General features: G+C 61.0%; 24 protein-coding genes, 1 tRNA gene and 1 riboswitch. Of the genes, 15 read left to right on the top strand and 10 right to left on the bottom strand.

What is annotated here, in order from left to right:
• Positions 1 to 48: 48 nt before the first annotated feature.
• Positions 49 to 681, bottom strand: coding sequence for a YitT family protein (locus QD408_RS00140; protein WP_414137951.1), 633 nt, complete (start codon positions 679 to 681; stop codon positions 49 to 51).
• Between the two features lie 126 nt (positions 682 to 807).
• On the opposite strand from QD408_RS00140, the gene QD408_RS00145 reads away from it, so the two are divergent.
• Together QD408_RS00145 and QD408_RS00150 are read left to right on the top strand one after the other, a co-directional pair.
• Positions 808 to 1308 carry an RrF2 family transcriptional regulator gene (locus QD408_RS00145; RefSeq protein WP_414137952.1) on the top strand — a complete coding sequence of 167 codons (501 nt, stop codon included), beginning with the start codon at positions 808 to 810 and terminating at the stop codon, positions 1306 to 1308.
• A gap of 21 nt (positions 1309 to 1329) precedes the next feature.
• Entirely contained in the window at positions 1330 to 1791 is a 462-nt protein-coding gene (locus QD408_RS00150; RefSeq protein ID WP_088680350.1) for a carboxymuconolactone decarboxylase family protein, read from the top strand.
• A 355-nt stretch (positions 1792 to 2146) separates the two neighbouring features.
• On the opposite strand, the gene QD408_RS00155 is transcribed toward QD408_RS00150, so the two are convergent.
• Entirely contained in the window at positions 2147 to 2782 is a 636-nt protein-coding gene (locus QD408_RS00155; protein ID WP_414137953.1) for a YitT family protein, read from the bottom strand.
• A gap of 213 nt (positions 2783 to 2995) precedes the next feature.
• Positions 2996 to 3928 carry a methyltransferase gene (locus QD408_RS00160; RefSeq protein WP_414138230.1) on the bottom strand — a complete coding sequence of 311 codons (933 nt, stop codon included), beginning with the start codon at positions 3926 to 3928 and terminating at the stop codon, positions 2996 to 2998.
• 143 nt (positions 3929 to 4071) lie between these two features.
• Here QD408_RS00160 and QD408_RS00165 point away from each other — a divergent pair, with 143 nt between their 5' ends.
• The 3 genes from QD408_RS00165 to QD408_RS00175 are packed head-to-tail and all read left to right on the top strand — an operon-like array spanning position 4072 to position 6213.
• A complete protein-coding gene (locus tag QD408_RS00165; protein WP_088680348.1) occupies positions 4072 to 4338 on the top strand; it encodes a DUF6460 domain-containing protein in 267 nt (88 codons plus the stop codon).
• 1 nt (position 4339) lies between these two features.
• Complete coding sequence (locus tag QD408_RS00170) at positions 4340 to 4858, top strand: CAP domain-containing protein (RefSeq protein WP_414137954.1); 519 nt, start codon at positions 4340 to 4342, stop codon at positions 4856 to 4858.
• A gap of 8 nt (positions 4859 to 4866) precedes the next feature.
• Positions 4867 to 6213, top strand: coding sequence for an MATE family efflux transporter (locus QD408_RS00175; protein ID WP_414137955.1), 1347 nt, complete (start codon positions 4867 to 4869; stop codon positions 6211 to 6213).
• On the opposite strand, the gene QD408_RS00180 is transcribed toward QD408_RS00175, so the two are convergent.
• Together QD408_RS00180 and QD408_RS00185 are read right to left on the bottom strand one after the other, a co-directional pair.
• On the bottom strand, positions 6189 to 7277 hold the full coding sequence (locus QD408_RS00180; RefSeq protein ID WP_414137956.1) for a quinone-dependent dihydroorotate dehydrogenase: 1089 nt from the start codon (positions 7275 to 7277) through the stop codon (positions 6189 to 6191). The two genes, QD408_RS00175 and QD408_RS00180, sit on opposite strands and share 25 nt — an antisense overlap.
• Complete coding sequence (locus QD408_RS00185) at positions 7274 to 7627, bottom strand: DUF952 domain-containing protein (protein ID WP_414137957.1); 354 nt, start codon at positions 7625 to 7627, stop codon at positions 7274 to 7276. Before QD408_RS00185 ends, QD408_RS00180 begins: the two co-directional genes overlap by 4 nt.
• A gap of 118 nt (positions 7628 to 7745) precedes the next feature.
• On the opposite strand from QD408_RS00185, the gene QD408_RS00190 reads away from it, so the two are divergent.
• The 5 genes from QD408_RS00190 to QD408_RS00210 all read left to right on the top strand — a co-directional run bounded on the left by QD408_RS00190 (position 7746) and on the right by QD408_RS00210 (position 10897).
• Positions 7746 to 8144: a hypothetical protein gene (locus tag QD408_RS00190; RefSeq protein ID WP_414137958.1), complete on the top strand. Its 399-nt coding sequence runs from the start codon at positions 7746 to 7748 to the stop codon at positions 8142 to 8144.
• Between the two features lie 91 nt (positions 8145 to 8235).
• Positions 8236 to 8883: a response regulator gene (locus QD408_RS00195; protein WP_088680343.1), complete on the top strand. Its 648-nt coding sequence runs from the start codon at positions 8236 to 8238 to the stop codon at positions 8881 to 8883.
• Positions 8884 to 9000: 117 nt separating this feature from the next.
• Entirely contained in the window at positions 9001 to 9666 is a 666-nt protein-coding gene (locus QD408_RS00200; RefSeq protein WP_414137959.1) for a helix-turn-helix transcriptional regulator, read from the top strand.
• Positions 9667 to 9677: 11 nt separating this feature from the next.
• Entirely contained in the window at positions 9678 to 10382 is a 705-nt protein-coding gene (locus QD408_RS00205) for a thermonuclease family protein (protein ID WP_414137960.1), read from the top strand.
• Between the two features lie 101 nt (positions 10383 to 10483).
• Complete coding sequence (locus QD408_RS00210) at positions 10484 to 10897, top strand: tellurite resistance TerB family protein (protein WP_088676740.1); 414 nt, start codon at positions 10484 to 10486, stop codon at positions 10895 to 10897.
• 10 nt (positions 10898 to 10907) lie between these two features.
• Here QD408_RS00210 and QD408_RS00215 read toward each other — a convergent pair whose 3' ends face one another.
• Positions 10908 to 11783, bottom strand: coding sequence for a transporter substrate-binding domain-containing protein (locus QD408_RS00215; RefSeq protein ID WP_088680340.1), 876 nt, complete (start codon positions 11781 to 11783; stop codon positions 10908 to 10910).
• Positions 11784 to 12276: 493 nt separating this feature from the next.
• On the opposite strand from QD408_RS00215, the gene QD408_RS00220 reads away from it, so the two are divergent.
• Both QD408_RS00220 and QD408_RS00225 read left to right on the top strand, forming a co-directional pair.
• Positions 12277 to 14283, top strand: a complete 2007-nt coding sequence (locus QD408_RS00220) for a methyl-accepting chemotaxis protein (protein ID WP_414137961.1) — start codon at positions 12277 to 12279, stop codon at positions 14281 to 14283.
• 185 nt (positions 14284 to 14468) lie between these two features.
• Positions 14469 to 14747 (top strand): hypothetical protein, encoded by a 279-nt coding sequence (locus tag QD408_RS00225; protein WP_414137962.1) that lies wholly within the window; start codon positions 14469 to 14471, stop codon positions 14745 to 14747.
• Here the strand turns inward: QD408_RS00225 and QD408_RS00230 are convergent.
• Positions 14744 to 15412, bottom strand: a complete 669-nt coding sequence (locus QD408_RS00230; RefSeq protein WP_414137963.1) for a hypothetical protein — start codon at positions 15410 to 15412, stop codon at positions 14744 to 14746. The two genes, QD408_RS00225 and QD408_RS00230, sit on opposite strands and share 4 nt — an antisense overlap.
• A gap of 547 nt (positions 15413 to 15959) precedes the next feature.
• On the opposite strand from QD408_RS00230, the gene QD408_RS00235 reads away from it, so the two are divergent.
• The gene (locus QD408_RS00235) at positions 15960 to 16739 is read left to right on the top strand and encodes a hypothetical protein (RefSeq protein ID WP_414137964.1); all 780 of its coding nucleotides are present in this window, start codon (positions 15960 to 15962) and stop codon (positions 16737 to 16739) included.
• A 494-nt stretch (positions 16740 to 17233) separates the two neighbouring features.
• Positions 17234 to 17914 (top strand): hypothetical protein, encoded by a 681-nt coding sequence (locus QD408_RS00240; RefSeq protein ID WP_414137965.1) that lies wholly within the window; start codon positions 17234 to 17236, stop codon positions 17912 to 17914.
• A 40-nt stretch (positions 17915 to 17954) separates the two neighbouring features.
• Here QD408_RS00240 and QD408_RS00245 read toward each other — a convergent pair whose 3' ends face one another.
• The 3 genes from QD408_RS00245 to QD408_RS00255 form a co-directional block, all read right to left on the bottom strand.
• Positions 17955 to 18458, bottom strand: a complete 504-nt coding sequence (locus QD408_RS00245) for an Arm DNA-binding domain-containing protein (protein ID WP_414137966.1) — start codon at positions 18456 to 18458, stop codon at positions 17955 to 17957.
• A 186-nt stretch (positions 18459 to 18644) separates the two neighbouring features.
• Positions 18645 to 18718, bottom strand: a tRNA-Gly gene (locus tag QD408_RS00250).
• 59 nt (positions 18719 to 18777) lie between these two features.
• On the bottom strand, positions 18778 to 19872 hold the full coding sequence (locus QD408_RS00255) for a 2'-deoxycytidine 5'-triphosphate deaminase (protein ID WP_190237358.1): 1095 nt from the start codon (positions 19870 to 19872) through the stop codon (positions 18778 to 18780).
• A 72-nt stretch (positions 19873 to 19944) separates the two neighbouring features.
• Positions 19945 to 20023: riboswitch (SAM riboswitch) on the top strand.
• 43 nt (positions 20024 to 20066) lie between these two features.
• Here QD408_RS00255 and QD408_RS00260 point away from each other — a divergent pair.
• Positions 20067 to 21251, top strand: a complete 1185-nt coding sequence (locus QD408_RS00260; protein WP_088680338.1) for an O-succinylhomoserine sulfhydrylase — start codon at positions 20067 to 20069, stop codon at positions 21249 to 21251.
• Positions 21252 to 21398: the final 147 nt, after the last annotated feature.

Raw genomic sequence — 21398 nt, forward strand, 5'->3', positions numbered from 1 at the left:
GCCCTGAAAGTAGTGAAATAGGAAGGAAAAAGAAGAGCCGCCTGCCGCTCACATCGCGATATAGCGGTCCTTGCGGTGATTGATGGCGAGCGTCAGGTTGAGCACGACCGCGCCGAGCACGGAACAGGCGATGATGAAGGGGCTGGCGACGAAAAAGGAGAGCGCCAGCACGATGAAGTCGAAGCCGAGCTGGACGAAGCCGGCGCGCCAGCCGAAACGATCCTGAATATAGAGCGCAAGGATGCCTATGCCGCCGAGGCTGGCGCGATGGCGAAACAGCGCCAGCATGCCGGCGGCGATGACGAGGCCGCCGAAGAGCGCACCGGCAACGGGATGGACATGCGTCATGCCGATGAAGCCAGGCGCGAATTCCGACAGGACCGAAGTCAGCCCGATGGCGAGGAAGGTCTTGATGGTGAAGGCGGCACCCAGTCGGCGGAAAGCGAGATAATAGAAGGGCAGGTTCACGGCAAAGAAGCAGAGGCCGAAACTGATCCCCGTGGCGTAATGCGCGAGGAAGGCGAGGCCCGCGGTGCCGCCGGCCAGCAGCCCGGCGCCGGAAAGAAGCGAGACGCCGAGCACGGCAAGCATGCTGCCGGCGATGATGCCTTGCGCGTCGTCGAACGGAGAATGGCGATCGGCGCTGGAATTCAGAAGGCCTGCGAAGGCGTTGGATGCCATGATGTTCCCCTGTCGGCTTTTCCGTCTTCTATCCGGCGCAGGGATAAAGGCAAGCAGCCAAGGCGCCTCTTGACAATCGCCATAATCGTGGATATTTTTTATCCACGAATTGAGGAGGCCACGTGTATGAAAATGAGCGATGGGGTCGAACAGGCCATTCACAGCGTCGCTATGCTTTCCGGCCTGTCCGAAGGCAGCGTGCTTTCGGCGGCTGCGCTCGCCGAATTCCATGGTGTGTCGACGAGCTACCTGCTGAAGCATCTGCAGGCGCTGTCGGGCGCCGGCATCCTCGATACCGTACCCGGGCCGAAGGGCGGCTATCGGCTGGCGAAGGCGCCGGCGGAGATTTCGCTGCTCGACATCCTGCTTGCTGTGGAGGGGCCGGCGCCGGCCTTTCGCTGCGCCGAAATCCGCCAGCGCGGACCGAACCCGGTCTCCGACCGCTTCTTCGCCAAGCCCTGCAACATCAGCGCGGCGATGCTCCGGGCCGAACGGGTCTATCGGGCCGAACTCGCCAAGACCAGCATTGCCGATATCGGCATCGAACTGAATGCCCTCGACGACGGATCGATCGCAGCCCGAGGCTGCGCTTTCCTTGAAGTTCATGAACGCAAGACGGCTCGTTGAGCCCCAACACGGAGAATGACCATGCAACCACGTTTCAATTTCGCCAAAGCCGCTCCCGATGCCTACAAGGCGGTCGCCGCACTCGAACAATATGTCCAGTCTTCCGGGCTGGAGCGCCGCTTCATCCACCTGATCAAGCTGCGCGCCTCGCAGATCAACGGCTGCGCTTATTGCGTCGACATGCATGTGAAGGAAGCCCGCCATGACGGGCTCAGCGAACAATGGATCAACCTGATGTGCGTCTGGCGGGAATCGCCGATTTACGACGCCCGCGAACGCGCCCTGCTCGGTTGGGTCGACGCCGTCACGAATCTCGCAAAGACAGGCGCGCCGGATGCCGACTACGAAGCGCTGAAGGCGCATTTTTCCGAAGAGGAGATGACGAAGATTACTGTGGCGATCGGTGCGATCAATATCTGGAACCGGCTCGCCGTCGGCTTCCGCTCGCAGCATCCGATCGATGCCGCGACAAAGGCAGCGTAATCAATAGTTTAGCAACCGACCCGAAGAACTCAGGTCGGTCGAATATCTGATCACTCACGAGCCCTGGCGGCCCGTGCGGCACCGGCGTCAACCCGATGGTCCGAAAGGTCGGTGCTGTTGAATATGTCGCGGACGACCTTCGTAATTTCCTCTGCGGAAGCGCCCTTGGCGTATTCTTCCTGCATGCGGCGTCTCACAAGCTTTTCCAAATCTGACATAGTTCACCTCATCAAATCCGGCGCGAGGAGGAGTGTCGCGCCGGGGTCGATCAGAGGCAAGTTACGATCTGTTTAGAATGGGTTACGGATTTTTAAGGTTTGAGTCTGGCCGTGGCGTGCCAAGAAAAGCCGTCACCTTACAGCGCGATATAGCGGTCGGCGCGGTGGTTGATGGCGACGAAGAGGTTGAGGACGATGGCGCCGAGGACCGAATAGAAGACGACGGGCGGCGTGGTGACGAAGAAGGCGGCGGCGAGCACGCACATGTCGATGGCGAGCTGGACGAGGCCGGCGCGGATGCCGAAACGCTCCTGCAGGTAGATGCCGAGAATGCCGACGCCGCCGAGGCTGGCGCGGTGGCGATAGAGCGCCAGTAGGCCGAAGCCGAGCAGCAGGCCGCCGAGAAGCGCCGCCCAGGCTGGGTGGATGCTCGAAATCGAAAAGAAGCGCGACTGCACGTCTGATAGCACCGAGGTCAGGCCGATGGCGATGAAGGTTTTGAGCGTGAAGGCCATGCCGAGGCGCTTCCACGAGAGATAGAAGAACGGCAGGTTGAGGAGGAAGAAGGCAAGCCCGAAATTGACGCCGAAGGCATAGTGCAGGAGGAAGGCCACGCCGGCGGTGCTGCCCGTCAGAAGGCCGGCGCTGGCGAGCACATAAAGGCCGAGGGCGGCGACGAGGCTGCCGGAGAAGATGCCCTGGACGTCCTCGATCGGCGTATGGCGCGTCGCGCTGGTATTCCAGACGCCGAGGGCATTGATGAGTTGCGTCATGTCGCCGGTCTCCAACAGCAAACGAGTTCGGGAGCGCACCCGAGGCAAGGCCCCGGCACGATGGAATTTCTCAATATGAAATGAGCTTGCACGCTCGACGTTTTATCGCCGCGCGCGCTGCGGATATCCATGCAATATCAGCATTTTGGCATCTCGATCAAGCGAGATAGGTAAGCAATGCTGACCTATTAAAAAATCGCAAGAAACATTCGTTCACGCCGGTTTGCGCGCAAGGAACAGAATGCCGGAAACCGAGTTTCCGCCATCTTTTCGAATGACCGTCTTGACGACCTTGAGGATTTCGAGGCCGTGACGGGCGAGCAGCAGCCTGACATAGGCCTCCGAATGGGCATAACGCAGCGACGGGGCGAGATGGAAGCTCCCGCCCTCCCCTCCATCCTCGACGGAAAAGGCAATGTCGGCACCTGATGCCGCCAGCTCTCCGATGATGGCAAAGACGCTTTCGAGATTGCCGAGATACATCAGTACGTCGGCTGCCGTCACGAGATCGGCGCGATCGCGCGCCGCATCCGCAAAGAGGCCGGAGAGATCGGGCTCGAGCGAGAGATCGGCCTGGGCGAGGTGATCGTAGACCTGTTTCTCCTGTGCCTTCACCAGCATGTTCTGCGAGAGGTCGAAGCCTTCGAGACGGCCGATACGGCCACGGATTTCCGGGCCGAGCAGGCCGGTGCCGCAGCCGAGATCGACGGCGCATTCGTAACGCCTGCCGGTGGAGGCGACGAGGGCGGCAAGTTTCTGCGGGACGCTGTAATCGAGCTTATCGACAAGGGCGGTTTCGAAACGGTCGGCGTAATCGTCGAAAAGGCGCTCGACATAGCGGCTCGGCGGCCGGTCGGGGATCGTAGTGTCGCCGAGAAGGGCGAGCTTGAGGGTGGCGCCGAATATATCCTCGGGATCGAGGGCGATCGTCCTGCGATAGGCCTCGATCGCGGCTTCCCCCCTGCCCGCCTTTTCCAGATAGGTGGCGAAGCGATACCAGCCGGCGGCCCAGGCGGGCACGAGTTCGAGCGCCTGTTCCATCAACTCGGCCGCCGCCTCCGGCTCGCCGCCCTCTTCGAGCATCCTGGCATAATCGGCGCGGCGGTCGACGATGACGTCGCCTGAGGAAAGCTGATGAGATTGCATCATGCACCCGTTCTTTTGCCCGCATTTGGCGGCGGCCACAAAAAAACTCAAGTCCTATTTCAGAGGCGGAACGGCCAATCCAGGAAAGGGCTTGCGGGCGGCGCTCCGCAACCTTATTCCCATGGGCAAACAGGAGATGGCGCATGTCCGATCAGGTGAACAGGTTCCTCGGCGATTCGCTCGGCCGCACATTGATAAAACTCGTCGTGGTGTCGCTGATCGTCGGTTTCGTCATGACCGTGTTCGGCCTGACGCCCTGGAATATCATCTATGGGTTCCGCGACTTCATCCTGGAGATCTGGCACCGGGGCTTTTCGGCGCTTGGGCGCGTCGGCGACTATCTCCTCCTCGGGGCGACGATCGTCATCCCGCTCTTCGTCATCCTTCGCCTTTTCAGCTATCGCCGGTAACATGACATCCATCGATCTTTCCCGGCGCAGTCTGCTGCGTCTTTCCGGACTTGCGTTCGCCGCCGGCATCGCCGGCTGCACCACGACCCCGCGAATTGCCGGCACTCCTTCGAACGGTGAGGACGAGACAGTGAGCGTATTGCCGCTCGTCAACCAGCTTCGGGCGAAGAACGGCCTGCCGCCGCTCGAGGTCGATCCGGCGGCCCAGACTGCCGCCCTCTTCCAGGCAAAACGTATGGCGAGCGTCGGCAAGATGGCGCATCTGATCGGCATGACCGACAGTTTCGGCGCGCGCGTGAAGGCGAGCGGCGTGCGGCTGCCGGCAGCGGAAAACATTGCGTCGGGCCAGCAGAGCGTCGATGCCGTGGTGACGGCCTGGATCAACTCGCCGCATCATCTGGAAAACATGCTCGGGCGTTATGACGGCCTCGGCGTCGCCGTCGCGCATAATGCATCTTCCAGGAACCTGCCCTATTGGGCCATGGTGCTTTCCAGCCGAGGCGATTCCGCCTCAATATGAGGCAGGTCATGGATACGCGCAGCAACAGCCACTCTCTTGCCTTCGACGTGACGCACCGGCTGGTGCTGTCGATCGCCATTCCGATGACGCTCGGCTTCATGACCACACCGCTGCTCGGGCTGACGAGCACCGCCGTCGTCGGCCGCATGGGCGATGCGGAAGCGCTGGCGGGGCTGGCGATCGGCGCGATGCTCTTCGATCTCATCCTCGGCAGCTTCAACTTCCTGCGCGCCTCGACGACAGGGCTGACGGCCCAGGCCTATGGCCGGCGGGACCAGCACGAGCAGCAGGCCGTTTTCTGGCGGGCTTTGATTTCCGCGCTCGGCTGCGGGCTGGCGCTGCTCTGTCTTTCGCCGCTCCTGATGGCGGCGGGATTGAAGCTGATGGGCGCGGAAGGGGCAATCGCCGAAGCGACCGGCACCTATTTCGCGATCCGCATGCTGGCGGCACCGGCGGCGCTGGCGAATTATGCGATCCTCGGTTTCGTGCTCGGGCGCGGACAGGGCAATGTCGGCCTGCTGCTGCAGGCACTGATCAACGGCATCAACATCCTGCTTTCCATCTATCTCGGCCTGTCGCTCGGCTGGGGTGTGGCGGGTGTCGCCTGGGCAACCATGGCCGGCGAGACGGCCGGGGCGATCGCCGGACTTCTCATCGTGCTCAGCGGCTTTAACAAGGCGGAACGGCCGGCGTGGACCGAGATCTCTTCCCGGCATCGCCTGGCGGAGCTTTTTGCGCTCAACCGCGACATCCTGATCCGCACTTTCGTGCTGATCGGCGCTTTCACGATCATGACGCGGATCGGCACCGGCTTCGGGGCGGTGACGCTTGCCGCCAACGCCGTGCTGATGAACTTCTTCCTGCTGTCGGGCTATTATCTCGATGGGCTTGCCAATGCCGCCGAGCAGATCACCGGCCGGGCGATCGGGGCGCGCTACCGGCCGGCCTTCGACCGTGGGCTGAAGCTCACGACACTATGGTCCTTCGGGCTGGCGGCAATCGTTTCCACCTTCTTCTTCCTTGCCGGGCCCTGGCTGATCTCGGTGCTGACCACTTCGCCGGAGGTGCGGCAGGCAGCCGGCATCTACCTGCCCTGGGCCGCCATTACCGGGCTGACGGGCGCCCTGGCCTTCCTGATGGACGGCGTCTTCATCGGCGCGACATGGTCAGTCGACATGCGCAATCGGATGCTGATGTCCTTTGCCGGTTATCTCTTGATGCTCGCCGTCTTCGTGCCGCTCTTCGGCAATCATGGTCTGTGGCTTGCCATGAACGCCTTCCTGCTCTTCCGCGGCTTCTTCCTGGCGATGCTGGTGCGGCCGCGGGCCGATCAGACCTTCCGCGCCGCCCAGTAATCCAGCCTGCTGTCGCGCAGCTCGCGGATCGAGCCGGCCTTTTCGCGGTCCATCAGCGCCGAGAGGCCACGGACGATATTGCCGGGCAGGCCGGGACCTTCATAGACCATGCAGGAATAGAGCTGGACGAGATCGGCGCCCGCCCTGATCTTCTCCAATGCGGTTTCGGCCGAGGAGACGCCGCCGACGCCGACGATCGGCAGATCGGGCCCGACACGCTTGCGCATCCGGGCAAGCACCGCCGTCGATTTTTCAAACAGCGGCACGCCGGAAAGACCGCCCGTCTCTTTCGCCTGACGCTGATCCTTGAGCCCTTCGCGGGAAAGCGTGGTGTTGGAGACGATCAGTCCGTCGAGCGCATGCGAGAGCGCTTCCGCCGCGATGTCATCCATACCCTCTTCCGTCAGATCAGGGGCGATCTTCAGAAATACCGGGATCTTCCGGCCGGATGCCTCGGCCATCTCGTCGCGCGCCGCCAGCACGGATGACAGCAGCGCCGCAAGGCTTTCGCGCGCCTGCAGGTCGCGCAGGCCCGGCGTGTTCGGCGAGGAGATATTGGCGGTGAAATAACGGGCGACGGAATAAAAGCGGCGGATGCCGGCGACGTAGTCGGCGATGCGATCCTCGCTATCCTTGTTGGCGCCGATATTGACGCCGATCACGCCGCCGCCGGTCAGCGCCGCCAGGCGCGTGAAGGCGGCGTCATGGCCTTCATTGTTGAAGCCGAGACGGTTGATGACGCCTTCATCCTCGATCAGGCGAAAGATGCGCGGGCGCGGATTGCCGGATTGCGGCTTCGGCGTCACCGTGCCGATCTCGGTAAAACCGAAACCGAGCTTCAGCAGCGCCTCCGGCACCTCGGCATTCTTGTCATAGCCCGCAGCCATGCCGATCGGGTTTTCGAAGACGAGACCGGCAACGGTTTGGCTGAGGCGCGGATCGGGAGCGATCCGGCAGGCCGGCACGAGGCCGGATTTCAGCGCGGCGATCGACATACCGTGCGCCGTTTCCGGATCGAACAGGAAAAGCCCCTTGCGGGCGAAACGCTGGAAGGGATCGATCATGGCGTAAGCTCCGGGAAGACATGGGCGCCGCTCTCATCGAGCGGCAGCGCCGCCTCCCAGAGCACGGCGGCCAGCGGCAGATCGGCATAGAGATGCGGGAAGAGATCGCCGCCACGCGAGGGCTCGAAGACGAGCTTGTCACCGAAGGCGGCGCCATCGACGGCAATGAGCAACAGGCCCGACTGGCCGGTAAAATGCAGCGCGGCGGTCTGTTTGACCTGGGCAGCCGTCGATAAATGGATGAAACCGTCCTTGAGATCGATGCCGGCGCCATGAAAAATGCCGGTTTGTCTGGCTTCCTGCCAGAGCGCTTCCGTCACGATCTTGTAAAGGGTCGGTGTCACGGTCATCATGGCCTCACGATATGCTGGTCCTCGATCATGAGCGCTTTGCCGGAAAGACGCGGCGATGTCCACGCCCCGGCGCGTAAAAGGGGATGGCCACGGGAAAAATCCGGAGGATGAGACGATGAAGGTTTTGGTTCTCGCGCTTGGCGCCGTTCTGCTGCCGCTTGCGGCGGCGGCGGCCGAACCCGATGCAAGCCGCTTCCAGCTCGAAAGGAGCGGCGACCATTTCGTCCGGCTCGACCGGCAGACCGGCGCGATGTCGATCTGCCAGGACAAGGACGGAGCCCTGGTCTGCCGGATGGCGGCCGACGAGCGGGCGGCCTATGAAGACGAGCTCGACCGGCTTTCAGAGCGGGTGACGAAGCTGGAACAAGGCGGCCTGGTTCAACGCGCGCTGCCGAGCGATGCGGAGATCGACCGCTCGATCAGCATCATGGAGCGGATGATGAAGAGTTTCATGGGGATGGTGAAGGAGTTCCAGACCGAGGAAAACACCAGTCCCCTTCCGCAGAAGACCTGATCTGATATAGTCATTCGAGCAAATGCGCATGCGACGCGGAGGGGATGGCGACACATGCAGGCATGATCGGACTCTTGGGAGGGAGTTTTCGATGCAGGAACAGACCATCATCATCGCGGACGACCATCCGCTTTTCCGGGATGCGCTGCGCCAGGCGGTGAGCGGCATGGAAGGCCGGCAGACCATCGTCGAGGCCGGCGATTTCGCCGCCGCCCGCGCGGCTGCGGGCGCAAATGCGGATGCCGATCTGATTCTGCTCGACCTCGCCATGCCCGGGGTCAGCGGCTTTTCCGGCCTGATGGCGCTGCGCGCCGAATTCGCCAGCCTGCCGATCGTCATCGTCTCGGCAAGCGACGACGCGACGACGATCCGCCGGGCGCTGGAACTCGGCGCTTCCGGCTTCATCTCCAAGTCCTCCGGCATCGAGGACATTCGCCGCAGCATCCAGACGGTGCTTGCCGGCGACATTGCGACGCCCGAGAGCTATCGCGACGGGCAGGAGCAAGATCCCGACGTCGCCGACCTGATCCGCCGCCTGCACACGTTGACGCCGCAGCAGAGCCGGGTGCTGACCATGCTGGCCGAAGGGCTGCTGAACAAGCAGATCGCCTATGAGCTCGGCGTCTCCGAGGCGACGATCAAGGCGCATGTTTCGGCAATCCTCTTGAAACTCGATGTCGACAGCCGAACGCAGGCTGTCATCCAGCTCGGCAAGATCAACATGGCGATGGTCGCCTGAGCGCTGCGCACCAAGAGGATTTTATTCCTTTCCTGTCTTTACTCGGACAATACGGTCGGTTAATATTCCGCTCGGTTGAAGCGCGGCGTTGGATGAGCCGCACAGGATCGGGCGCATATGCTGTCACATGAGCAAATCTGGGGAGCGATCGACAGGCTTGCCGAACGGCATGACCTGACGCCGTCAGGCCTTGCTCGGCGCGCCGGGCTCGATCCGACCTCCTTCAACAAATCGAAACGGCTTTCCGCCGACGGACGGTTGCGCTGGCCCTCGACGGAATCGATCGCCAAGGTGCTCGATGCGACAGGGGCGAGCATGGAGCAGTTTCTTGCCTTCATGCGGCCGGGCGCCAACCCTTCCGGGCTGCCGGAAGCAGCGTTTCAGCCTCCGGGCAGCTCCATTCCGCTGCTCGGCTTCGCGCAGGCGGGCGCCGGCGGCTTCTTCGACGATGGTGGTTTTCCTGCCGGCCAGGGCTGGGACGTGGTGGAATTTCCGACAGCCCCATCGCAAAAGGCCGGCGTCTATGCGCTGGAAGTGCAGGGCGAGAGCATGATGCCGTTCTATCGCGACGGCGACGTGCTGATCGTCGAGCCGGGCGCGCAGGTGCGCCGCAACGACCGCGTCGTCGTGCGCACACGCGAGGGCGAGGTGATGGCCAAGGTGCTGCTGCGTCAGAGCCCGCGCTCGATCGAGCTGATGTCGCTCAATCCAGAGCACCCCAACCGCACTCTCGATCTTTCCGATGTCGATTGGATCGCCCGCATCATCTGGGCCAGTCAATAGGAAGATATTCCATGCGCCCTGCTGCCGTCTTCACAGGTATCACAGGGATGGCGGTGGTGGCCGGTCTGCTGATGGCGGGCGAAGCAAGGCTTCGCGGCGACACGGCAGGAGAAGAAACCTCACCCGCAGAGGGGACCGCGACCGCAGTGCCGGATGCTGCCGCCGAGCCGGCAGCGACGATATCCGACGAACGTGCCGAAATGATCGCCCGCTCGGGGGAACCGGCGGCTCCGCCCTCTCCGGCGGCGCGTGACGGCACGGCTCCCAAACCCGCCGATATCCCGCAGCAAGCGGCGCCGGCCGCCGGCGGAACGGCAAGTCCCGCCGCGACGAAGGCGATGGAGCTGCCGAGGCCGATGGTCGAAAATGCCGGCAGTCTTTTCTTCGGCGAGCGCAGGCTCCAGCTTGCCGGCATCGTCCCCACACCCGCCGACAGGATATGCGGGCCGGCAGGCCGGCAATGGCCCTGCGGCATGATGGCGAAGACGGCGCTGCGCCAACTGCTGCGCAACCGCAGCGTCACCTGCGATCTCGACACAGCCGAATGGCAGGGAACGGCGACGGCTGCCTGCCGGCTCGGCACCCAGGATCTCGGCGCGTGGCTCGCCGAAAACGGCTGGGCTGAAGCAGCGGCGGCCTCCCCGCTTGCGGCCGTCTCCGAAAAGGCCAGACAGGCGGGGAAAGGCATCTATGGCGGCGATCCGCGCCGGAAATGACCGGCGGAGCTCGGCAGGATCGGTCGCCGCGAGAGCTGACCGATCCCTTGTAATGGCCGCCGCCAATTCCTAATCTGGGCTGATTGAAAAAGGAATCAGAGATGAACAAGCCGCTTTCCGCCCACGACGCCCTGATCTATGTGATGGTGATGGCATCCGCCGTCGACAGCACGATGAACGACAGGGAGATGACGAGAATCGGCCAATTGATCGGGTTCCTGCCGGTCTTCAAGGATTTCGATGACGACAAGCTGATTTCGATTGCGCGCGACTGCGCCTCGCTTCTGGCCGGGCCGGAAGGCCTCGACGTCGTTCTCGAAACCGTGCGCGATACCCTGCCGGCAAAGCTCTATGACACCGCCTATGCGCTCGCCGTCGAAGTGGCCTCCGCCGATCTCTCGGTCAAGGCGGAGGAACTGCGGCTGCTCAGCCTGCTGCGCGACCGGCTCGGCCTCGACAAACTCACCTGCGCGGCGATCGAACGCAGCGCGATTGCCCGCTTCCGCAAGGGCTAACGTTTATTCTTCAATAAAGCCCATAGGGAAAATAGCGCAGATAGATTTCCTGCAGGCGGCCGTTGCGCGACAGCGCCGCGAGCGCATGGTCGATGGCCGATGTCAGCACGCCGTCCTTTTGCCGCAGCATGATCGTCATGCCCTCGCCGAGGAAATGTTCGGAAAGGTAGGGGCCGTCGAAGAGCGCGCAGCATTTGGCCGAAGCGGGCGACGAGACCCAGAAGGAAAGCTGCAATGCGTCCGCGAAGGCGGCATCGACCTTGCGATCCCTAAGAGCCGCCAGCAGAGCCTCCTTGGTGTCGAAGGCCTGGGCCTTGATCGCCGGAAAGAAGGCGGCCAGCATGGCTTCATGCACCGTACCTTTGACGACGCCGACCGGATGGCCGGAAAGTGCCGCCGCCGTTTTTCCGTCCAGCGGTGCAGCGAGATTGCGCACGAAACGGGCCGGCAGCATCAGATAGGGCCGCGAGAAGAGAAATTGCCGGCGCAGGTCCGGGGTCACGGCAAGGCCGGCAATGACGGCATCTCCCTGCGAGGCGGCGAGCGCCCCCTTGAGATCGGCGAAGGGAACTGCCTGGATCTGGCACTTGTCCGAAATCTCCAGCTCGCTGCAGATTTCGCGGGCGAGATCGACGTCGAAACCGGAAAGCTTGCCGTTCTGATCGGTAAAATTGAAGGGCGGGAAGTCGACCGATGTCAGGAACCGCAGGCGCACCAGCGAGGAAAGATCCGGTTTGGCCAGGCGTTCGCGCGCATCGAAGAGCAGCGGCAGCGAAGGCGCGCCCTCCTGAGCGGATACCGCAAAGCTCGAAAGCAATGCCCCGAGAAACAGCCCGGCCGCAAAAAATCCCTTCAAAATCAGGGATGTCAGCTTGGATTGCATCATCGTGATCCGGTCTCGGGTTAAGCGCTAGAGCATGTCGCGCAAAAGTGTGCGGCGGTTTTGCGATAACGACATGCGTAAAAACAAAGACCAAAGCGCAAGGAGCGAATCTGAAAGATCGCGACGCGCTTTAGGCATCGCCGAGATGTATCAGAGTCACGGCCGGCGGGGAATATACATCGCGAGGCTTCCGCCCCCTCGCCGTCGCATCCGGGCATCTGCCGCCACAGCGAAAAGACGAAATGCCGATGCGCCGATACATCGCGGCGATTGCAGTTTTCGCAATATGCCGGGGATAACGATCCGAACCTTGGAAATTGTGGGCGTCCGGCGTCCCGCGTTAGGGCGGCATTAAAGAATAGCGCCGTTTATTTCCACCGACGACATCGGACCCCGCCAGCCGATCGCATGATGCACGCGTCAGCAGCGCTCTGTTTGCAACAATTGATTTCAAAGCGCCGGGCGCGAAACGCTCGGCCAATCGGGTGATATTTCCATGCTGAAGCATCTGAAAATCCGCACGAAGATCATATCGGTCGTAGCGCTGCTGGGGCTGATCATGATGGCGGGGCTCGTCTACGTCATCTCCGAGTTCCGCCGGGCCGACGCCGCCTACAGCGCCTTCATCGATCATGAAGCGACAGCCTCGATGCTGAGTGCACGCGCCAGCGCCTCGGTCGTGGCCTCGGTGCTGCAGGTCACGCTGGTTGCCGAGATGAAACCCGACACACCGGCATATCAGACCGCGCTTGCCACACCGAGCAGGCTGCCGCAGGCGCGCGACCGGATGAAACAGGCACTCGCCCTGGTGCCGAGCCGCAAGGCGGCAATCGACGAAATCCAGGCCGGCATCGATGAAATCGAAGCTCTGGCGAACAAGATCATCGAACAGAGCAAGGGCAAGGACAGCGCCGGTGCACTCGCGAATGTCGCCCTGATCAATGCCAGGCTCGATGCGCTGACGCCGAAGATGATCGCCAACAACGACGCGATGATGGCACTCCTCAACGACGGCGGCGATGCGCTCTCGGCTTCCGTCGATGGACGGATGGCCTTCAGCGCCGTTCTGATCGGCATCGCCGCTCTCGTCGCGATCGGCCTCGGCATAGTCGTGGCGCAGAAGGGCATTGCCGGCCCGATGGCTGAGCTGCGCCTGCGCATGACGCGACTTGCCGAGGGCGATACCGACAGCGAGATCGCCGGCCTCGACCGCCGCGATGAAGTCGGCCAGATGGCCCAGGCCGTTTCCGTCTTCCGCGACAACGCCATCGAGCGTCGTCACATCGAGGCGCGCGCCGAAGCCGACCGCAGCGTCAGTGACGGCGAGCGCCGCGAACGCGAGGCGCAGAAGGCCCGCGAAGCCTCCGAACTCGAAGGTGCCGTCGCAGCTCTCGGCGACGGCCTGCGCCGCCTTGCCTCCGGCGACCTCGCCTCGTCTATCGGCCAACCCTTCATCGCCCACCTCGATGCGCTGCGCCAGGACTTCAACAATTCGGTCGAGAAGCTCAACGAGACCATGCAGGCGGTCGGCGCCAATGCCCGGGCGATCGGCGCCGGCGCCAACGAGATCCGTTCTTCCGCCGACGAGCTTTCCAAGCGGACGGAACAGCAGTCCGCCTCCGTCGAAGAGACGGCGGCGGCGCTCGAAGAGATCACCACGACCGTGCGCGACGCCGCCAAGCGTGCCGAGGAGGCGAGCCAGCTCGTCGCCCGCACCCGTCTCGGCGCCGAAAAATCCGGCGAGATCGTCCGCAAGGCCGTTTCCGCCATGCAGCAGATCGAGAAGTCTTCGGTCGAGATCGGCAACATCATCGGCGTCATCGACGACATCGCCTTCCAGACCAATCTGCTGGCCTTGAACGCCGGCGTCGAAGCGGCCCGTGCCGGCGAAGCCGGCAAGGGTTTTGCGGTCGTCGCCCAGGAGGTGCGCGAGCTTGCACAGCGTTCGGCCAATGCCGCCAGGGAGATCAAGTCGCTGATCACCACATCCGGCACGCATGTCCAGACCGGCGTTTCGCTCGTCGGCGAAACCGGCAAGGCGCTCGATTCGATCGTCCAGGAGGTGCAGGAGATCAATCAGCACGTCCACGCGATCGCCGAAGCCTCCCGCGAGCAGTCGATCGGGCTGCAGGAGATCAACACCGCCGTCAACACGATGGACCAGGGCACCCAGCAGAATGCGGCAATGGTCGAGCAGTCGACGGCCGCCAGCCACAACCTCGCCACGGAAGCGGCCGCGCTCAACAATCTGCTCGGCCAGTTCCGGCTGACGGGCACCGCCGGCTTTGCCGCCGCCGCACCGATCGCCTCGGCCCGGCCGCCGGCCGCAGCACCGCGCGCGACCGCGCGCCCGGCTTCGAAGGCACCGATCCGTATCGCCAAGGAAGGAACCGCCCGCCCGGCCGCCTCGCCCGCCCGCGCGCTCGGCCAACATCTCGCCAACGCCTTCGGCGCAGGCAGCAGCACGCCGAAAAGTCAGGATGCCGATTGGACGGAATTCTGAGGCGATCGAAAACAGCATGCCGAGGGGCGGCTGCGGCCGCCCTTTCTTTTGCGCTGACCTTGCCGCGATCACGCCGTTCCGGGCAGCGCCTCGCAAAGGATTGAAGGCGGACAGGCTTTTGCTTGATGCATGGGACATGACAGCGAGTATGATCGTATCGTTCCGCGCATCGGAGGGGGATGGACATGAAACCCGCAATCATCGGCCTCATCGGCACTCTCGCTCTTGCGGGGTGCAACACCACGACCTACAGCGGCCCCGGCCTCGAACCCATACCGGGGAGCATCACCTATAACGGCCAACCGCGCACCAAACTCACTAAATCGCCTCCCGGCTCGTCCTTTCCGCATGATTTTATCGACCAGTACGGCCGGCAGGTGGAGGAAACCTATATTATCCAGCCCGATCGAAGCCTGATCATCGCGCATCGGCAATATAAGCCGATCCGGTTCTTCGGAGATTAGATCGACGTCGCTGTAGAAAAGGTATGTGGAGTGGGTGAATGGATTTCCCAGTATAGCGCGCCCTTCTTGGGCTTCGCGGCGAGGTCAAAATTGCAGGCTCCTCGCTGCAAATCTTGCCGAAGCATCCCAGCAAGATTATCGCAAACCTCTGCCCCGGGGTCACCTCCGAGGTGTGTCGACACGCGGAAATTGCCGCGTATAAGACGTAGGGCTGAAGCGCTATTGGCAGATATGGAAAACAATTCGGCCATCGGCCCGGTGACCCCAAGAGGAAAGTTGTCTGGGCTAATCTGCCAATCACAATACGGAAGAGGGTTTCCAGTTTGGTCTCGCATTTGATCAAGAATCAGAGCATGCATTCGACAGATAAAATATAGAAGGTAGATAACGTAGGAAGCCTGAACGATCGAAATCGCGAACTCACGGCCTGATGATAAGCCGACCACCGATACTTCCCGCCCAGAAATCAAAATATGCTGACTTAAGCCCAGATTGACGATCAACTCAGAGAGTGAATCTGCAACTGTGCCACCTTCGACGCTAAAAGCCAGACCGAAGACCTCACTGCTCGCAAGGACTTTGGGAAACTGCCCACGGAATTCTTCGCGGTATCGGTGATTGCGGTTCGCGGCCCATTTTTTCAACGTCTTGCTCTGACGGTTCAACAACGGTCCTAGCGTAGTCTCCCATCCCCACTGTTCGGCGCTCTCAGACACCAGGAGGGCGGTCGTATGCCAGCCCCCACGATCATTCGGAATCTCCTGTGGACTATGGTCCATGGAAGCAACTAGCATTGTCATTTATCTGACCTAGACCGGCTACACGATTGGCTTACAAGATGATTTTATCACGTTTGACCGTCAACTCACCGAATGCTTGGCGACCGACGGAAAGCTAGTCGCAAATCGCCACGATCGCCCAGATCGCAAGTGAAACGGCAGTCACGCGAGTGAAACGTCACAATACTTAACTATTGAAGTTGCTGGAGCGGGTGAAGGGAATCGAAATAGAGACGTAAGCTATTGTATCTGCCGTACGATTCCGATTGATCCGGTACCGATACCGGTTCTTCTACCGTATTTTTGTATATTTTGACCAGCCTTCACAGAAAACGAATTTTATCCAGGAACAACCTTCTGCGCCATCGCAAAGCGGACCTTAGCAGCTTATCGTCAGGTGATCCATTTGAGAACCACCGGATAAAGTCCACGAATGATCGACCTATCAGATATATTTGAGTCCCAAGAGTTAAGTGAGGCAGTCAAGGCGGTAGAGGTGCTGATAGCCCGCCGCCAAGTTCCTCGAAAAATAGCTACCGAGAAGACTTTCCGCGAACTAGCTCTAGGAAAGACATTTCAAGCTCGCGACGCCTTAGCCGTCATCTCCAACGGCGAACCTGCATACCCGGGTCTCAAAGCAGTGCTTTCGTGCGGCTTTGTTGGCTGGGCGCTTTTTCCAACAGACAGCGGAATGAGAATTACCCTCATGACGCAAGCCGTCTTACGGCACATGGATGAAGCCGAACGATCAGTAGGCCTCGCCGATGAGCCTATCACAGTGGCGAGAGACATTGTCGCCCGATATGTACTCACTGGCATCGACTTCCTAACTGAAATTTACGATGAGATCGGTGGGTATGAAGCCTTCACTAGGATTGCTAGCCTCGACATCATGGCAGCGCTGTTCGAGCCGTATTCCAAAGCAATCGATACAGCTAACCGCGCTCTGACTTACCTCCATCACGGCGCCGATCGTTTCAAGGATCCAGAGTTTGATTTTGCGCCGAGCTTGAATCGAGCCATCACGATTTTCAATCATCTCAAGAAAGCTTGGGGACCGATAGAATACGGCAAAATCTACGTGTCTCGCTCGCTGCTGCATCGCAGGTGGAGTCAAACGAAGGTGACCCTTGCTCTCGTTTACGCTGCTTCCACGATTAGAGTGAATAGGAAAACGCTGCTGCAGATTATGCTGCAGGGCGATTACCGGTAGGTGGCGGAACCGCAAGAGACCGATCAGGCCGACGAATCTCGTGCGCGCCATGAGTGCGATGGGTGACCGTTCCCTGAAGCAACTGACTTTCGCTGGCGGAACTGGAGTGGGCCTACGACGTGCTCTGTTAAAAGCGTCGCGAGACTCTCTTGAAAAGGACACGGCAACGAGAGCTTCACGCCGCAGAGCGCTTCTATTCGCGTGATCGCCTACATCAAATGATCAAATCCACGATAATTCGCGGAAAGCTCATCGCGGCACAGATTTCCGCGCTTTGCATCCGGAATCGCATGTTGCTGCCCAACCTGCTACTCAATTCCTAAAGGTGAACTATGATGACTCCTACTGGCGCCGTCGGCGTCCGTGATGCCCTCTTCGATGGGGCTGCAGAGCTTAACTTGCCGTTGTCGCCCAGTCTGCTTTCTCTCTTCCGGTGTGAAGATAGTTTGCCTTGCGGGCAAGGTCGGTGCCCTATATGTGCTTCGAAGCTAACCATGCTTTTACACAGCATCAAACTGGCACCCGCACTTCGCGCGCAGCGTTGGCAGAGAAGCGCCTTCGCACTGCGTTCTTTTTCTTACGCGGCAACTGAACTTGCGGCCATCCCGATAGACAAAATTAATTCCGGCATCGCCGCGATCCTTGATGGCTATGTCCGCTCATTTCTGCAGCAAGACAACCGCGGCAGTGTGAATTATGGCTGCATTGCCCAGATTGGATTGGTCGAAGATACCTCGCCTGCGAGCGCATGTGAGAAAGTCGTTGTCGTGGAGTTCGCTCTAACCGGTGGTAACGAAGAAACTGACTACGATATGTTTGAGAGCCTGCATGCTCACTTCGGCAAAGAGCTTTACCACGTTACCGGCAATGAGCTTGGTCCGCAGGAGGTGGAGCGTGTCCCCTTGCTTTCGGCAGAAGGATGCGGAGTTCTTCCTGATCAAGGTCTCTTGTTCGGATATACGAGGCGTAGGCTGGACAAGCCCGAGCGGCCGACAGTGATTTCAAGCAAAAAGCGCCTTGCCCGAATGGCCGTCAACTATGGAAATCATACGCTGAGGAGCCGGATTCTATCACGAGGCTTGTCCAACAATGGAACAGAGTTGGTATTTGACAAAGATGCAAGAGGGGATATTTGGAAGATTGACTACTTCTCGCAACTCGATCTACTGACTTGATTCAATAGCTCGGGTCGAACAATCACGAGCCATAAAGCTGTCAGCTAGCGAGGGCGCTTTCCACTCGCCCACTTTTCTCGATGCCATTCAGGACGTCCAACACGTCTTTCGCCGAGATCTGAGTTATTGGATAGGGCGAAAGCTTCTTCGCGAGGACTTTTAACATCCACGTGTTCTTATCGATGGTCGGCTCCGCGCGCTTATCGCGACGTAGCTTCGCGATAAATTCATCAGCGATCAGTCCGAAGGTGTTTCCAGCCGCCGCCTTGGCGGACAATTGCTCGCGCTTCTTCGCCAGCGAGGGATCCAAGCCTTCTGATAACTTTTTCTTTGCTTCATCTCGCCGGCTGCGGGCTTCCGCCAGCCCAATGGCGGGATAAGCGCCTAGCGTCAGCGTCTTTCTCTTCCCAAAATACGCATAGTCAAGCCGCCAGGACTTGCCGCCGGCCGTCGACACATACAGATAGAGGCCCTTACCATCTGGTAGCTTGTAGGGTTTTTCGGATTTTTTGGCATTTCGAAGTTGAACGTCTGTGAGCGCCATTTACGGTATCGGCCTTGAATGCTGCGGCTTGTACCGTGGTTTTGTACCGAAAATTTTGCTGGATGTCACTGCACCCCGTTGCACCTCGCCACGCGCGCGCGAGGCCGTAGCTTATCCTATGTAGCTGATTTTCATTGCAATATTGGACACCGTTGGACGAACATTAGCGAAACGGTTGTGGGGCTGTGGAGCGGGTGAAGGGAATCGAACCCTCGTATTCAGCTTGGGAAGCTGCTGCTCTACCATTGAGCTACACCCGCGATGAGGCGAGATTTCCAACAGATGGGGGCCGCTGTCAAGTCGTCTCGGGGAAAGCGCTTCAGATGCGGAAGTGCTTCGAGAGCTTGAGGCCCTGGGCCTGATAGTTGGAGCCGAGGCCGGAGCCGTAGAGGCTGGCCGGTTTTTCCTGCATGTGCTCGTAGACCAGGCGGCCGACGATCTGGCCGTCTTCGAGGATGAAGGGGACTTCGTGGCTGCGCACTTCGAGCACGGCGCGGCTGCCGCGCCCGCCGGCCGGCGCGTGGCCGAAGCCTGGATCGAAGAAGCCGGCATAATGAACGCGGAATTCGCCGACCAGCGGATCGAAGGGCGTCATCTCGGCGGCATAATCCGGCGGCACGTGCACGGCCTCGCGCGAGACGAGGATATAGAACTCGTCGGGATCGAGGATCAGCTCGTTGCGGCCGCGGCTATAGAGCGGCTCCCAGAAATCGAAGATATCGTGCTGATCTTTCTTGTCGACGTCGACGACGGCGGTGTGGTGCTTGCCGCGGTAGCCGATCAGGCCGTCCTTGTCGCCGGTGAGATCGATCGACAGCGCGATGCCGCCGCCGGAGACGTTCGGCTGCTTGCTCGCCACCAGCGTCTCGCTTTCATGCAGCTTCAAAAGTTCCGGCTCGCCGAGCAGGGAATGGCCGACGCGGAAGCGGATCTGCGACAGGCGCGAGCCGCGGCGCACGACGATCGGGAAGGTGCGCGGGCTGATTTCGAGATAGAGCGGGCCGGAATAGCCGGCCGGGATCTTGTCGAATTCCTGGGCGTAGTCGGTGATGACGCGCGTGAAGATATCGAGCCTGCCGGTCGAGCTCTTCGGGTTGGCCGAGGCGGACATGTCGGCCGGAAGCGCCAGGCTCTCCATCAGCGGCACGATGTAGACGCAGCCGGTTTCGAGCACCGCGCCTTCGGAAAGGTCGATCACATGCAGGCTCAGCCGGTCGAGCTTGTCCGAGACCAGATGCGAAGGCCCAGGCATGAAGCTGGCGCGCACGCGAAAGGCCTTGGCGCCCAAGCGCAGATCGAGACTTGCCGGCTGGATCTGGTCGCGGTCCAGCTCCCGCTCGGAGATAAGACGCCCCGTTTCGAACAGCGCCGAAATTGCGCGGTCAGCCAGAATTCCCGTTTCGCGAGCCATCATGCCCCATCCATCTTTTGCGCCGACAAAACCAAACTCGGGGAATTGACGCAAGCAGCTAACAGCAGTATTGCAGAATTATCCCGTGGTGATTTGGCCGGTCGGCTTGCAGCCACGTTAAACAAGTGGCTAAAAAGACCGGGTGTGAAACCGGTCTGCTTTTGCGGCCGGTTTTTTTGTTATGTGAAGGTGATAGCATGAGCAAGACCTGGCGCCCGGCAACCCAACTCGTTCACGGCGGAACGTTGCGTTCGCAATATGGCGAGACCTCCGAGGCAATCTATCTCACGCAGGGTTTCGTCTATGACACGTCGGAAGCGGCCGAAGCCCGCTTCAAGGGCGAGACGGACGGTTTCATCTACGCCCGCTACGGCAGCCCCACCAACGACATGTTCGAAAAGCGCATGTGCGCGCTGGAAGGCGCCGAAGACGCCCGCGCCACCGCCTCCGGCATGGCCGCCGTCACCGCCGCCATCCTCTGCCAGCTGAAGGCTGGCGATCATATCGTCGCCGCGCGCGCCCTCTTCGGTTCCTGCCGCTGGGTGGTCGAGACGCTGGCGCCGAAATACGGCATCGAGTGCACGCTGGTCGACGGCCGTTATCTCGAAAATTGGGAAAAGGCGATCACTGCGAAGACCAAGGTGTTCTTCCTGGAAAGCCCGACCAACCCGACCCTCGAGGTGGTCGATATCGCCGGCGTCGCCAAGCTCGCCAACCAGGTCGGCGCCAAGGTCGTCGTCGACAATGTCTTCGCGACGCCGCTCTTCCAGAAGCCGTTGGAACTCGGCGCCCATATCGTCGTCTATTCCGCCACGAAACATATCGACGGCCAGGGCCGGTGCCTCGGCGGCGTCGTGCTGTCGGACAAAGAATGGATCGACGAGAACCTGCACGACTATTTCCGCCATACCGGCCCGGCCATGTCGCCGTTCAATGCCTGGACACTGCTGAAGGGCATCGAGACGCTGCCGCTGCGCGTGAAGCAGCAGACCCAGAATGCGGCGAAGATCGCCGACTTCCTGGCGGAGCAGGGCAAGGTCGCCAAGGTGATCTATCCCGGCCGCAAGGACCATCCGCAGGCCGATATCATCGCCAAGCAGATGACAGGCGGCTCGACGCTCGTCTGCTTCGAGCTGAAAGGCGGCAAGGAAGCGGCCTTCGCGCTGCAGAACGCGCTTGAGATCGTCAAGATCTCCAACAATCTCGGCGACAGCAAGAGCCTGATCACGCATCCGGCAACGACGACGCACAAGAATCTGACGGAGGAAGCGCGTGCCGAACTCGGCATTTCTCCGGGCACGGTCCGCCTTTCGGCCGGCATTGAGGATACCGACGATCTGATCGAGGATTTCGCGCGGGCGCTTTCTAAGGTCTCGGGCTAAAGCGCGTCGCGATCTTTCAGATTCGCTCCTTGCGCTTTCGGTCTTTGTTTTTAAGCATGTCGTTATCGCAAAACCGCCCCACACTTTTGCGCGACATGCTCTAACCGACGACATCGCGGCCGGGCCTCACCCAGGTTCGGCCGCAAC

This window comes from Rhizobium sp. BR 249 (assembly GCF_047445895.1).
In the GTDB taxonomy this organism is placed as follows: domain Bacteria; phylum Pseudomonadota; class Alphaproteobacteria; order Rhizobiales; family Rhizobiaceae; genus Rhizobium.